This window comes from Aeromicrobium alkaliterrae (assembly GCF_039529015.1).
In the GTDB taxonomy this organism is placed as follows: Bacteria; Actinomycetota; Actinomycetes; order Propionibacteriales; family Nocardioidaceae; genus Aeromicrobium; species Aeromicrobium alkaliterrae.
Genome location: NZ_BAAAME010000004.1, coordinates 889,041 through 901,518, shown reverse-complemented (window position 1 = coordinate 901,518; position 12,478 = coordinate 889,041). Strand labels below are relative to the sequence as shown.

At 71.4% G+C, this 12,478-nt stretch carries 13 protein-coding genes; 6 read left to right on the top strand and 7 right to left on the bottom strand.

What is annotated here, in order from left to right; all coding sequences use genetic code 11:
• Together ABD127_RS12460 and ABD127_RS12455 are read right to left on the bottom strand one after the other, a co-directional pair.
• Window positions 1–909, bottom strand: a 909-nt coding sequence (locus ABD127_RS12460; protein WP_344201965.1) for a phosphoenolpyruvate carboxylase, incomplete at its 3' end; no start/stop codon positions are given.
• 274 nt (window positions 910–1,183) lie between these two features.
• A complete protein-coding gene (locus ABD127_RS12455; protein WP_344201962.1) occupies window positions 1,184–2,125 on the bottom strand; it encodes an ATP-binding protein in 942 nt (313 codons plus the stop codon).
• A 147-nt stretch (window positions 2,126–2,272) separates the two neighbouring features.
• Between ABD127_RS12455 and ABD127_RS12450 the strand changes: the two genes are divergently transcribed.
• The 3 genes from ABD127_RS12450 (at window position 2,273) to ABD127_RS12440 (ending at window position 5,263) form a co-directional block, all read left to right on the top strand.
• Entirely contained in the window at window positions 2,273–2,524 is a 252-nt protein-coding gene (locus tag ABD127_RS12450) for a hypothetical protein (RefSeq protein WP_344201959.1), read from the top strand.
• A gap of 25 nt (window positions 2,525–2,549) precedes the next feature.
• Entirely contained in the window at window positions 2,550–4,916 is a 2,367-nt protein-coding gene (locus ABD127_RS12445; protein ID WP_344201956.1) for an AAA family ATPase, read from the top strand.
• A gap of 74 nt (window positions 4,917–4,990) precedes the next feature.
• Complete coding sequence (locus ABD127_RS12440) at window positions 4,991–5,263, top strand: hypothetical protein (RefSeq protein ID WP_344201953.1); 273 nt, start codon at window positions 4,991–4,993, stop codon at window positions 5,261–5,263.
• 18 nt (window positions 5,264–5,281) lie between these two features.
• Here the strand turns inward: ABD127_RS12440 and ABD127_RS12435 are convergent, their stop codons facing one another.
• The 5 genes from ABD127_RS12435 to ABD127_RS12415 all read right to left on the bottom strand — a co-directional run bounded on the left by ABD127_RS12435 (window position 5,282) and on the right by ABD127_RS12415 (window position 9,701).
• Window positions 5,282–6,319: a hypothetical protein gene (locus ABD127_RS12435; protein ID WP_344201950.1), complete on the bottom strand. Its 1,038-nt coding sequence runs from the start codon at window positions 6,317–6,319 to the stop codon at window positions 5,282–5,284.
• Entirely contained in the window at window positions 6,316–7,524 is a 1,209-nt protein-coding gene (locus ABD127_RS12430) for a PucR family transcriptional regulator (protein WP_344201948.1), read from the bottom strand. The genes ABD127_RS12435 and ABD127_RS12430 overlap by 4 nt, the downstream gene beginning before the upstream one ends.
• 166 nt (window positions 7,525–7,690) lie before the next feature.
• Complete coding sequence (locus tag ABD127_RS12425) at window positions 7,691–8,941, bottom strand: PucR-like N-terminal domain-containing protein (protein WP_344201946.1); 1,251 nt, start codon at window positions 8,939–8,941, stop codon at window positions 7,691–7,693.
• 183 nt (window positions 8,942–9,124) lie between these two features.
• Window positions 9,125–9,337, bottom strand: coding sequence for a helix-turn-helix domain-containing protein (locus ABD127_RS12420; protein WP_344201943.1), 213 nt, complete (start codon window positions 9,335–9,337; stop codon window positions 9,125–9,127).
• Between the two features lie 40 nt (window positions 9,338–9,377).
• A complete protein-coding gene (locus tag ABD127_RS12415; protein WP_344201941.1) occupies window positions 9,378–9,701 on the bottom strand; it encodes a DUF6907 domain-containing protein in 324 nt (107 codons plus the stop codon).
• Between the two features lie 309 nt (window positions 9,702–10,010).
• Between ABD127_RS12415 and ABD127_RS12410 the strand changes: the two genes are divergently transcribed.
• The 3 genes from ABD127_RS12410 to ABD127_RS12400 all read left to right on the top strand — a co-directional run bounded on the left by ABD127_RS12410 (window position 10,011) and on the right by ABD127_RS12400 (window position 12,293).
• Entirely contained in the window at window positions 10,011–10,718 is a 708-nt protein-coding gene (locus ABD127_RS12410) for a hypothetical protein (RefSeq protein WP_344201939.1), read from the top strand.
• A 101-nt stretch (window positions 10,719–10,819) separates the two neighbouring features.
• Window positions 10,820–11,461 (top strand): hypothetical protein, encoded by a 642-nt coding sequence (locus ABD127_RS12405; RefSeq protein WP_344201936.1) that lies wholly within the window; start codon window positions 10,820–10,822, stop codon window positions 11,459–11,461.
• A gap of 190 nt (window positions 11,462–11,651) precedes the next feature.
• A complete protein-coding gene (locus tag ABD127_RS12400) occupies window positions 11,652–12,293 on the top strand; it encodes a hypothetical protein (RefSeq protein WP_344201933.1) in 642 nt (213 codons plus the stop codon).
• Window positions 12,294–12,478 lie beyond the last annotated feature (185 nt).

Below are 12,478 nucleotides of genomic sequence, written 5' to 3'. Positions count from 1 at the left end.
CTCGTCGCTGACGCCGACCAGGTCGGCCGAGGTCGAGAGCTCGCGGATGACGACGTCGAGGCTCGCGAGCAGCAGTCGCGTGGCGACACGGTTCTGCAGGCGCAACACCTCGCGGGTCACCTCGGGGGTGACGTTGGGGTTGCCGTCGCGGTCGCCGCCGATCCACGAGCCGAACGACAGGGGCCGGGTCGTCGCGGCGGGGCGCACGCCGTGGTCGGCCAGGCTGTCGGCCAGGTCGGCCGAGAGCGACGGCATCGTCTCGGTGAGGATGTCGCCGAGGTAGTAGACGGCGTGCCGCGCCTCGTCGAGCGGCGTCGGCCGGCTGCGCCGGACCGGGTCGGTCTGCCACACGAGGTCGATGAGCTGGGAGAGGTTCGCGTCCTGGCGCCGGCGCAGCGGGCCCTCGTCGACCGTGGGCTCGGCCAGGATGTCGGCGATGCGACGCAGCTTCGTCAGGGTCGACCGACGGCTGACCTCGGTGGGGTGCGCGGTGAAGACCGTGCGCACGTTGAGCGCGGCGACCGCGTCCGCCAGGGCCTCGGGGCCCTGCTCGGCGACGATCTCGGCGATGGCGGTGTCGAGCCAGCCCTCGCCGTACGGTCGCGCCTCGACCTCGCGCATGCGCGCCACCTGCTCGGCCATGTTCGCGAGGTTGAAGTAGACGCTGAAGGCCCGCACCAGCGCGGCGACGGTGTGCGCGGGCTGCTCGTCGAGCAGGGTGCTGACCTCGGCCCGCGCGGCGGCGCGGTCGGACGACTCACCGGACTCGGTGCTGGTGCCGGCGAGCTCGCGCACCCGCTCGACGAGCTCGAGCAGCTCGGCGCCCTCCTGGCGGACCAACGTCTCGCCCAGCAGGTCGGCGACACGGCGCACGTCGTGGTGCAGCTGGTCCTCGGTCGAGTCGTTCAACGGGGCCTCCGGAGGTCGGTGCAGGGGCGGCGCCGTTGCCGTGCCACCACCCTACGACCGACCGGCCCCTTCGCACCCGCCCCCGGTGGGTGGGGTCGCCTTTCCGCCCCTTGAGGTGTGAGGAGGAACGACGAGCCTCGAAAGGGGTACCTCAACCACCCGAGGTTTCGAGGCTCGCGCCGCAGGCGGCACTCGCACCTCAACCACCGGTGGCGTGCGGCTTTCCGGGCCCTGAGGTGCGAGCGAGGAACGAGCGAGCCTCGAAGGGTCGGCCTCAGCCGCGGTTCAGCGTGTGCTGGAGCTCGGGGACGTTCGACGTGCCCTCGACCTCGAGCTCGGTCAGCGCCCGCCGGGTGCGCCGCATCGTGTGCACGAGGTCGCGCCCGCGGAACGTCAGCGCCGCGACGAGGCGCGAGGCGTGTCCGCCGGGCTCGCCATCGATGCGCACGCCGGGCCCGCCGGGCACGCGCCACCGCACCCCCGACTGGTCGTTGTCGGCCGTGACACGGCACTGGATCGCGTAGCCGCGCACGATGATCGACTCCTGCGTCAGCCCGAGGTGCACGAGTCGCGCTCCGTGCGCGAGGTGGAGCTGCGCCTGCACGAGGTCGAGGTTGGTGACCTCCTCGGTCGCGGTGTGGCCGAGCTGCAGCCCCGGGAGCACGGCCGTCACGGCGTACTCCTCGTCGACGACCTCGAAGCGCACCGTGACGGCACCGGTCAGCCCGATCAGCCCGACGAGCCTCACGGCGTCGCGGCACAGCCCGTTGCGAACGGCGGTGGCCAGCCGGGGTGCGGGCGCCATGATGACGGAGTCGTCGCCGCCGGTGAGCTCGCGCTCGCGCAGGTGCACGACCTCGCCGGTGTGGTCGGCCAGCAGCTGCACGTCGATGCGTCGACCGTCGGCGGCCTCCGCGACGGGCAGCCCCGCGCCGCGGGCGATCACGCCCCACCGCTCGGGGTCGACCACGGTCGCCAGGGAGTCGATCGACGAGCCGACGAGCTGCAGCCCGGCCCGCGCGCATCCTCGCGCGATCGTGAGCTGGGTGGTCGCGTCGGCGTCGAGCAGGTGGAGGGCGTCGGCGCCGGCGTCGACGGCCTCGCGGATCGGGTCCACCGCCGAGACGAACGTGGTCACGACGCCGAGCTCGTGCGCGGCTCCCGCGACACGACGCGTCAGCGGTCCGGCGTCGACGACGGCGAGAGAGGTGAACATCGGTCCGACGCTAGGTCGACTCGATGGCGACCAGGTGACGGTGCTGCAAACATCCACAGCACGCCGTCTGTCCACAGGTTGCCGATGGGTGGTCGCGCAGTGGGTCGGGTCCTTGGCAGGGTCGTGGTGCTGACTCACACTGAAGGGGTGTTCTCGTTGACCGAAGCCCAGTCCTGGACCGTGATCCTCGGAGGCTTGACGGCGGTCGTCTCGATGATGAGCGTCGTGGCGTTCAGCTTCCACCGCGTTCTCAAGGCCGAGATCGGTACGGTCCGCGGGGAGATCGGGTCCCTCCGCACCGAGATGCGCACCGAGTTCCGCCGCGTCGACGAGCGCTTCGACCACCTCGACCGCGACGTCCAGGCGCTCACGCGTCACGTGTTCGACCGGCCGGAGTAGCCCGCCGCCTCGATAGGTTGCTCGCATGGCGCTGACGATCACCGAGGAGATCCGCTCGGCGCTCGACCTCCTGGAGTCAGGACGCCACCTCTTCCTCACAGGCAAGGCCGGCACCGGCAAGTCCACCCTGGTCCGCCACTTCCTCGAGACGACCGAGCGCCGGGTCGTCGTCGCGGCTCCCACGGGGATCGCCGCGCTGAACGTCGACGGCTTCACGATCCACCGCCTCTTCGGGTTCCAGACCACGACCCACCTGGAGGACGTGCGGTCCGGCGGCTACCGCCCGGGCCGGTTCACCAAGACCCTCCGGGGCCTGCAGACCCTCGTGGTCGACGAGGCGTCGATGGTGCGCGCCGACGTCCTCGACATGGTGGCCGCGGCGCTCGAGCGCTTCGGTCCGCACCCGGGCGAGCCGTTCGGCGGGGTGCAGGTCGTGCTGGTGGGCGACCTGCTCCAGCTCCCGCCCGTCGTCGACGACCGACTGGCGGAGTACTTCGCGACGCACTACGAGACGCCCTACTTCTTCTCGGCGCACGCCTTCGACCGCGAGCAGTTCCCCACCGTCGCCCTCACCACGGTGTTCCGGCAGGCGGGCGACGACCAGCTCACGACGCTGCTCAACGCGGTGCGCGAGGGCGTGCTGCTGGAGGAGGCGCAGCACGAGCTCAACGCCCGGGTCGACCCTGACTTCGAGCCGCCGGAGGACGAGCTCTGGCTGACGCTCGCCCCGTCGAACACGATCGTGACGGCGCGGAACCGCCAGCGCCTCGAGCGGCTGCCGACCCCGGAGCACGAGCACGCCGCGACCACCGCGGGCGACGTCTCGGCGTTCGACCCGCCGACCGACGCGGTGCTGCGGTTCAAGGTCGGCGCGCAGGTCATGATGCTGACCAACGACCAGTCCGAGCGCTGGGTCAACGGCACGCTGGCGCGCATCGTCGGCATCACGGCGCCCGAGGGCGACCTCGAGGTCGAGATCGAGCTGGCCGACGGCACGCGCACCTCGTTCGGCGCCCACACGTGGGAGGTCACCCAGCCCGTCGTCGAGGGCGGCTCGCTCCGCCGCGAGGTCGTGGGCACGTATCGGCAGCTGCCGTTCAAGCTGGCGTGGGCGATCACGATCCACAAGAGCCAGGGCCAGACCCTCGACCGGCTGGTGGTCGACCTGACCGGTGGGGTGTTCGCGACGGGCCAGGTCTACGTCGCCCTCAGTCGGGCCACGTCGCTGGCCGGCCTCGTCCTCACGCGTGCGGTCGAGCCGCGGCACCTGCGCACCGACCGCCGCATCCAGCGGTTCCTGCAGGAGGCGTCGGCCGAGTCGCTCGACGCCCGACACTGCGCCCTGGGGGTCGCGTTCGTCGGCGACGAGGGCACGTTCTCGCGGCCACGGCCGGTCGAGATCGCGGTGGCCTTCGACGACGGCACGGTCGTCAGCACCCTCGTGAACCCCGAGCGCGACCTGGCCGACGCCCGCGTCGCGTTCGGCATCACCGCCGACGACGTCCTGCTCGCCCCGACCCTGCCAGAGGCCTGGGCCGTGCTCGCCCCGCTGCTGGCGGGCGTCACCCCAGTGGGCGTCGGCATCGACGACCTGCTCGGCAAGATCGATTTCGAGCTCAAGCGCCTGCGCCACGTCACCTCTGTGCCCCTCGGGGTGGAGGTCGGCGTGCAGCGGCTCACCCCGGCGGAGCGCTCGGGCCTGCAGGCGTCCACGGCTGCCGAGCGCGCCCGCACGGCGCTCGCGGCGTTCGAGCGGGTGCGCGACGACCTGGCCCCCGGCAGTCCGTTCCCCGTGCCCGACCTCGACGAGGAACCCGCCTACCTCCTCACCCGCGACGCCTCCGTCGCGGCACCGTCGGCCGATCGGCACCCGACGCTCGCGGCCGTCGTGGAGGCCAGCTCCACGATGAGCCGGCTCCTCCTGGGGCGCGACGAGCCCCGCGCGCCCGCGGCCGAGGCATCCGCGGTCGCGTCCGCCGCCGTGACGCGACGCTTGGCGAACGTCGCCACGAAGGCTGCGCGGCTCTCGCCCGCGCTGATCGAGCGGCTCCGCTTGGTCGAGCAGCACCTCGGCACGGCCTTCGTCGACGACGTCCTGACGGCGATCGACGCCGACCTCCAGGGGGTCGACGAGCTGTTCGTCGCTGGCGCCCGGGTCTGCTTCACCGGCACCGCGATGTCGCCCTCGGGCCGCGTCCACGGCCGCGACGAGATGAACGCGCTCGCGACCTCGCTCGGCCTCACCCCGGTCGCCAACGTCACGAAGACCCGGTGCGACGTCCTGGTCGTCGCCGAGATCGGCACGCAGTCCGGCAAGGCGCGCAAGGCCAAGGACTACGGCAAGCCGGTCGTGACCGCTGAGGAGTTCTTCGCCTGGGCTGGCGTGGTCTGAGCACCCTGTGGATGACGCGGGGCAGAGTCGCGCCGACCCTGTCAGAGTGGCCGCTCCGGTGACACGATGGGGGAGTGAGCGAGATGACCGAACCGCAGGTGTGGGCGCTGCTCGGCATCTTCGCGTCCGCGTTCTTCGCCATGTTCGCCACGATGTCCGGCTGGTTCGTGCGGGTCCTTCGCGCTGAGGTGGGCGGACTGCGCGCCGAGATGAACGCCAAGTTCGAGCGGGTCGACGCTCAGTTCGAGCGGGTCGACGCTCAGTTCGAGCGCGTCGACGTCAAGCTCCAGCACCTCGACCGCGACGTCCAGGCGATCGCCAGGCGGGTCTTTCCCGAGCACGACTGACGTCTCGGCCGGGTCCGCCTAGCTCCAGCGCAGGAGGGGCAGCAGCACGGCGACCGGCAGCGCGAGCACGGTGGCGGCCGTGGCCGCCAGCTCGGGCGGGCCGGTGGGCACGAGGAGCAGACCCGCCACGCCGACGACGGTGACGGCGATGACGCCGATCCGCATGGCGCGGACGCGGCCGCGCGCGCTGCGCAGGAGCCGCAGGACGGTCGCGACGTGGTGGATCGCGACGTCGTGCATCTCCACCCCGGGGACGTCGGTGCCGAGGTCGTCGGAGACGGCGACGGTCCCGGTGACGGGCCGCACGATCGCCGAGCGGCCGCGTCCCACGGTCGCGACGCCGGCACCCTCCCTGACCGAGTCGTCGACGACCTGCTCGCCGGGCCGTTCCGACGGCGCGACGGTCGTCGCGCCGGGGAGCAGGGAGGAGAGGTGTCGGGCCGCCGCATCGCCGGGGGCGACGAGCACGACCTGCACGCCGTCGGCGGCGAGGGAGGCGATCGTCGCGGCCGACTGCTCGCGCACCACGTCGGCCACGCGGATGCGTCCGAGCGCGCGGCCGTCGACCTCCACCGCGACGGTCTGCGCCCAGTCGTCGTCGGGCACGCCGTCGAGCCCGATCCACTCCGGGGACCCGACGCGCACCGGGTGCCGGTCGACGGTGCCGAGCACGCCGACACCCGGCAGGTGCTCGACGTTCGTCGCCCCGCCGCGAGCCGACAGACGCGAGATCGCGCGGGCGACGGGATCGTCGGCGCCGTGCTGCAGCGCACCGGCGAACCAGCGCAGGCTGCGGTCGTGCTCGGGATCGAGGGGCTCGACGCCGATGACGCGCAGCTCGCCGACCGTGACCGACCCGATGGGGTCGACGACCAAGGTGTCGAGGCGGGCGAAGCAGTCGAGCGCGCCCCGGCCGACCACGCGCGCTCGCGCCTCGCCGGAGCGGCGCCGGGCCGAGCCGACCACGATCGGGTGCGCCGACCACCAGGCGAGCGTGGCGATCACGATCACGACGACGGCACCGATGAGGTCGGTCGTGCTCAGGAGTGGATTCATGCCTGGTCCGAGGTCTGGAAGCGCTCGAAGTCGCTCTGGTCGCCGGCCTTCCAGAGCGGAACGCTGGCCTTGAGGATCATCGTGATCTGCACGATGAACTCGGGTTCGCGCAGCGCCTCGCCAAACAGCTCGTTGATGCGCTTCCAGCGGTACCGCACGGTCTGCGGGTGCACGCCGAGGTGGGCGGCGATGGCGGGCGCGCTGTCGCGGGTCTCGAGCCAGACGAGCAGGGTCTCGGACAGGATCTCGCGGGAGTTCGGGGTCTCGGCCAGCAGCGGCTTGAGCTTCTCCTGCACGAGCGCCTGCCGCAGTCCGGGCTCGGCGTGCAGCCACACCTGGGTGAGGTGGTCGGCGGCGTCGACGACCCGCGCCTCGGGGATGACGCCGCGCTGCACCATCTGCAGCACCCGTCGCCCCCAGCGGAACGCGGCGGGCACCGCCGACTGCGTCGGTGCCGTGGCCAGGCCGATGCGTCCGGTGCCGGCGGCCGCCACGGTCTCGACGACCTGCTCGCGGTGGGCCGAGTCGGCCAGGATCACGAGGCGGTCGCCCTCGCGGACGATCAGGGCGGTGCGGCCGAGCGCGGACAGGTCGGGACGCTCACCGTCGGGCAGCTCGACGACCGCGACGAGCACGGTCGACGGCACCGGCCAGGCGTCGTGGTCGTCCGGCAGCGTGGGTGCGCCGGTGAGCAGGGACTCCGCGAGCCGCGCCCGGGCACGCAGGGAGTCGCCGTCGCGCCGCCGTGCGCCCTCGGCGTGGCCGGCGTCGGCCTCGGCGACGAGGTGGTCGGCGAAGGCGATGACGGCGTCGGCGATGTCGCTGCGGATGGGTTGCCCCGACCCGCTCTCGGCCTCGGTGCGCCGCAGGAACTGCCACGAGCAGGACACGGCGATGTGCACCGCGGCACGCAGGTCGGACAGCGAGTGACCGGCGCGCGCCTCGGTCAGGCCGAGGGTGCGGAACAGCTCCTCGACGCCGCGGTCGCGGTGGGGTGCCCCGTCGACCGCGTCGAGGAAGCGGTGCAGCGCGGTGCTGACGGCCTCGTCGAGCACACGGCGGGTGCCGGGGGCGTCGTAGCGGGGGATGCTGGCGCGGACGTCGCGCGTGATGGCGGCCGCGACCTCCGGGACGTTGCGCCTCACGGCGCGGGCGCGCTCGGCCACACGGGCGCTGGTCTCGCGGTGCGCAGGTGTCAACGTCATCGCTGCCTGCACCAGCTCGTGCCACTGACCATGCCCCGACCCCCATCCGGACGATGTGTTGCGGGTCACATCATCCACCCGCCGTGGGGGCGGCCGTCAACGGCCTCGGTGCGGGCCGGTGGGTTCTGGCGTGCTGGAGGGTGCGGGGTCACCCTCGCCCGGGTGCTCAGTCGACCTCGCTGCGCCAGCGGGGCGTGGCCGACTCGAGTGCCGTGAGCAGGGCAGCGGCCTGCGTCGGATCCTCGAGCCGGTCCTGGAAGATGACCCGCAGCTTGCGCAGTCGTCCGTGCACCGTCTGGTGGTGCACGCCCAGGCGATCGGCGAGCGCGGTGGCGCTCTCGCCGGTCTGCAGCCACAACGTCATCGTCTCGGCGAGCGCGAGGCGGCGCTTGGGGGTCTGTGAGGCCAGCGGCGCCAGCATCTCCTGGTCGGTGCGGCGGCGCAGGACGGGATCGGCGTGCAGGCACAGCTCGGGCTGGTGATGGTCGCAGCGCACGATGCCGTCGTCGGGCACCGGCACGATCTGCTCCAGCGTCAGGCGGAGCAGGCGCATCGACCACCGTGCGGCGTGGTGGGCCTCCTCGGGAACCGACCTCGCGCTCACGGCGACAACGCCTCCGGCGGAGCTGACGAGCCCCGCGATGCGGTTCAGCTCGTCGACCTCGGCGATCAGGATCAGGTGCTGGCCGTCGAGACCCGTGAGCACGTCGGGGCGGTGGAGGACGGCGGCCTGGGTGCGGTCGGTCGACACGAGCGTGGCGACGGCGAGGTGCTCGGGAAGGCGCCAGTCGGCGGCGCGGGCGAGCATCGGCAGCTGGTCCGGACACTGGCCGCTGACGAGGGCGGCGAGCAGGGCGCTGCGGGCGACGTTGTTCGAGGTGCGACGCGCGCCGTGGCCGGCCGAGAACCCGGCGGTGGCCTGGTGCAGGAGCTGGTCCTGGAAGGAGAGGAGCGTGTGGGCGAGCTGGCTGACGACCGCGTGCGAGAGGCCGAGCTCCTCAGCGGCGTCGCGGAACTCGTCCCACGCCTCGCGCGTGGCGATGTGGTGGGCCGCCTGCATCGCGTCGAGGTCGTGCCCGGCGCGCGCCTCGACGAGCCCGAGTCGGTGGTAGAGGTCGGCGACGTCGCGTCCGCGGACGGGTGCGCCGGCCAGCGCGTCGACGAAGAGCTCCGTCGCGCGGGAGATCGCCCGTTCGACCATCGCGTGCATCGCCGGGTCGGAGAAGGCGACGACCTCGGTGCGGACCCGTTGCGTGATGCGCTCGGCGAGTGCTGCAGCCCGCGGTCGCGCGGCGACGATGGCCTGGTCGTCGAGGCGGGGAAGCCCCGCCAGGACGGCCACGAGCGCACGTGCCGGGTCGCGACCCGCGGCGCCAGGGCCACGGGTTCGGTCGATGTCGTGGAACAGCGCGGTCATGTCGTACCTCCCCGGATCGCACTCGAGCCCGCCGTGACGGACGGACTCGTCCCCCCTCGGCGTCAGTCAACGTCGCGAGGTGGCCGGAGGTCGAGCCTGAGGTGTCGTTCGACCGCGGATCGGGGCAGATCTTGTGACCCGGGTAACAACTTTTCGCTGATCCGGATCTGACTCGTCGGAGTGTCAGTCCTGCAGGAGGTCGAGCGGTGGCACGCCGAGCCGGGCGGCCAGCTGCTCGACCGAGGCGAGCGAGAGGTTGCGCTCGCCGCGCTCGATCGATCCCAGGTACGTGCGGTGGAATCCGAGGTCCTCGGCCAGGCGCTCCTGGCTGACGCCGAGGCGGAGTCGGTGCTCGCGCACCTTGCGGCCGAGGATGATCTGCAGCTGGGAAGTCACGCGAGCACTGTGAACCATTGCTACCGATGAGACTACAGACTTATAAGTCTCTGTGGATGGACGCCCCGGAAAGGTCCAGGAGGGCCTGCGCGAGGCGGTGCGCGCTCTCACGGCTGACGTGCAGGTGCTGGCCGCCGATCTCGGCCTGGCCGACGAACACCCACTCGACCGGCTCGTGCTCGAGCCGGGAGAGCGCGACGAACAGCTCGGCGGGGGAGTCGCCCGCGAGCGTGACGGGCAGCGACTGGGCGGCGCTCTCGTGCCGGCGGTCGGCGGGCGGGTCGTCCTCGCGGTGCGTGACGACGCACCACGGCGGGCAGGGCGCGGCCTGCCACGACGGGCGTGCTGGTGGTTCTCGATCCATGGGTCCTCAGCGGAAGTAGCGGTGGCGCTGACGCTAGGTCGACCCGGCGACATCGCAGAGGCGCGGCGAGGTCGGACTGTGGACAGTCGCTCCCGATACTGATAAGTATCACCTTGGGTTGGCCCGTCGGGCGTGCCGCGAGACGAACTTGTCACGTGCGTGACAGTTTTTTCGCCCTCGTGGACATTTCTCCGAGCTCGACCTTGCGGCCACGTGGGCGGCACCCCGGTAATGGCGATGTCGCCGCGAGCGTGCTCTGGATCACACCGGACGTGCCTCGCACCCACACTTCACCGCAAGGGGACCCTCGTGAAACTTCTGACCCGCTCAGGCCGCGGAAGCCGCCTCGCTGCGAGCACCGCCGCCGCCCTGTCGCTGCTGTTCGTGGCCACGGCCTCGCCGGCCAGCGCCGCCAACCCGACGCTCACGGTCAAGTACGACGCCGTCGGCACGAGCTACATCGGGTCGCAGGTCGACTCGACCCTGCCGATCGGCCCGTCGGAGCTCACGACCACCCTCGACCTCGTCGACGGCAAGATCGTCGCGGGCTCGCTCCCGATCCCGACCAAGCAGCTGCAGTTCGACGTGTTCGGCATCCCCGCTCGCGCCAACGTGACGCTGACCCAGGTCGGCACCCTGACCGGCCAGCTCGAGCAGACCGACCAGCTCGGCAAGGCGCGACTGACGTCGAACGTCTCCTACGACATCAAGATCAGCAAGGTCGAGGCGAAGGTCTTCGGCATCTGGTTCCCGCTGAGCGTGGGTAGCAACTGCCACACGATCAAGCCGGTCAACATCACCGCCAGCACGCCCGCGGGTGAGTTCTTCACCGTCAACGAGGGCGGACGCGTCACCGGCAACTACACGATCGGGAACTTCACGGGCTGCACGCCGCTGAACTTCTTCGACATCCCGGGCTTCTTCCCCTGGTTCGGTTCCGTGCCGATCAACGCCCTGGTGCCCGGCAGCAACAACTCGATCGACCTGACGATCTCCAACCCCCGCTACGGGGGCTGATCCCAGACCCGGCTCCGCGGGGCGTCACCCATCCCCGTCCCGCGGAGCCGCGCAAGACCCGCTCGACCCACCATCGCCGCACGAGACAGGAAGGACGCACCATGAAGATGCTCAGCAAGCGACTCGCCTCGGGGCTGATCTCCCTCTCGGCGGCGCTGGTCACGATCCTGGCCATGTCCTCGCCCGCATCGGCTCTCACGACCTACACCCCGGGCGGGGGTCCAGGCATCAACTTCGTCAGCTCGAACGCCAGCTTCAAGGTCATCCAGGCGAATCAGTCGATTTCCTGTTCGCAGTTCGACCTCGCCGGCAACCTCGTCAACTCGGGGACAAGTCGGGCCGTCGGCGCGAATGCTGCGAACATCGGCTCCCTGACTTCGTCGGGTTGCACCAACCCGATCATGGGTTTGATGACGATCACTCCCAGCGGGACTTGGGGCCTGACCGTCACAGGTGATCCGGCGGCGACGACGTGGCCGGTCCGAATGACGAATGTCTCCTGGACGGTCGTGATGGTCGGATGCACGTTCCAGGCGTCGGGAGTCGTCAACGGCAACTTGAACGTCGCGACCCAAACGTTCAGCCCCACCGCGGGAGCGTCCGGCCTCAAGATCAGCTCCACGCCCGCAGGCTTCCTGTGTCCAATTCTCGGCTGGGCCAACGGCCAGGACATCGCCGTTAGTGGCACTTGGACCAACACCCCTCCGGCTGGTAGCGGCCCGCTGACGCTGGTGGCCCCGTGAACACCGAGCTGCTCGCAGGCCGAGCCTTCCCCGAGCGCCTCGTGCGCACGCCTCAGTCACCCACGGTGGCTGACCCCTAGACCGCAGTCGGGGGGAGCCCTGATTCCCATCGGCACCCCCCGACGACGGATGCAGTATCCGACCCGGTGATTGAGCGCAATCACCAATCCAAACAACAGCAGGAGAGATCATGAAGTTGTTCAGCAAGCGCACGTCGTCCGGTCTGCTGGCTGCCGCTGCCGCGGTCGTCACCACGATGGCCCTGGCCGCGCCGGCCCACGCCGCCACCACCTACACGCCGGACGCCGGTGCCGGCGACAAGGTGAACTTCGTCGGTTCCAGCGTCAGCTTCCGCGCCGTGCAGGCCAACCAGACGCTGACCTGTTCGACGTTCAACCTGGCGGGCGACGTGGTCAGCCCGAGCACCAGCCGGGCCTACGGCGCCAACGGCGGCACCCTCGGCAGCCTGACGTCGAGCGGCTGCACGAACCCGATCGCAGGCAACACGACGGTCACTCCGACCGGCGTCTGGGGCGTCACTGTCACCGGTGACGCCACGGGAACGACGTGGCCCGCGAAGCTGACCAGCGTCGGCGCGACGGTCTCGGCGGCCGGCTGCACCTTCAACGTCGGTGGTGACCTCGCAGGCACGTTCAACACCGCCACGCAGTTGTTCACGCCGGGCGCGTCGACGATCAAGATCACGTCCACCCCGTCCGGGTTCCTGTGCCCGATCCTCGGCGTGGCCGCGGGTCAGGACATCACCGTGAGCGGCTCGTGGACCAACACCCCGCCGGCCGGCAGCGGCCCGCTGACGATCACCAACCCGTGATCTCAGCGACCTGACGCGGTCCTGTGCCGGTGACGCCGAGGCGTTGCCGGCACAGGACCGTGTCATCATTCACCCAGCCCCACCTCGGAGTGCACCTGATGAAACTTGATCCACGGCCACCGCGGAGTATCCGCTCTCGACGCGCCGTCATCTTGGTGGCAGTCGTGGCGTGCGTCGCGATGGTG

What these genes read in the sequence shown, in the direction of transcription:
- ABD127_RS12455 (WP_344201962.1), bottom strand. Translation starts at nt 2,125, where the DNA reads ATGTTCACCTCTCTCGCCGTCGTCGACGCCGGACCGCTGACGCGTCGT.
- ABD127_RS12445 (WP_344201956.1), top strand. Translation starts at nt 2,550, where the DNA reads ATGGCGCTGACGATCACCGAGGAGATCCGCTCGGCGCTCGACCTCCTG.
- ABD127_RS12435 (WP_344201950.1), bottom strand. Translation starts at nt 6,319, where the DNA reads ATGAATCCACTCCTGAGCACGACCGACCTCATCGGTGCCGTCGTCGTG.
- ABD127_RS12430 (WP_344201948.1), bottom strand. Translation starts at nt 7,524, where the DNA reads ATGACGTTGACACCTGCGCACCGCGAGACCAGCGCCCGTGTGGCCGAG.
- ABD127_RS12425 (WP_344201946.1), bottom strand. Translation starts at nt 8,941, where the DNA reads ATGACCGCGCTGTTCCACGACATCGACCGAACCCGTGGCCCTGGCGCC.
- ABD127_RS12415 (WP_344201941.1), bottom strand. Translation starts at nt 9,701, where the DNA reads ATGGATCGAGAACCACCAGCACGCCCGTCGTGGCAGGCCGCGCCCTGC.
- ABD127_RS12405 (WP_344201936.1), top strand. Translation starts at nt 10,820, where the DNA reads ATGAAGATGCTCAGCAAGCGACTCGCCTCGGGGCTGATCTCCCTCTCG.
- ABD127_RS12400 (WP_344201933.1), top strand. Translation starts at nt 11,652, where the DNA reads ATGAAGTTGTTCAGCAAGCGCACGTCGTCCGGTCTGCTGGCTGCCGCT.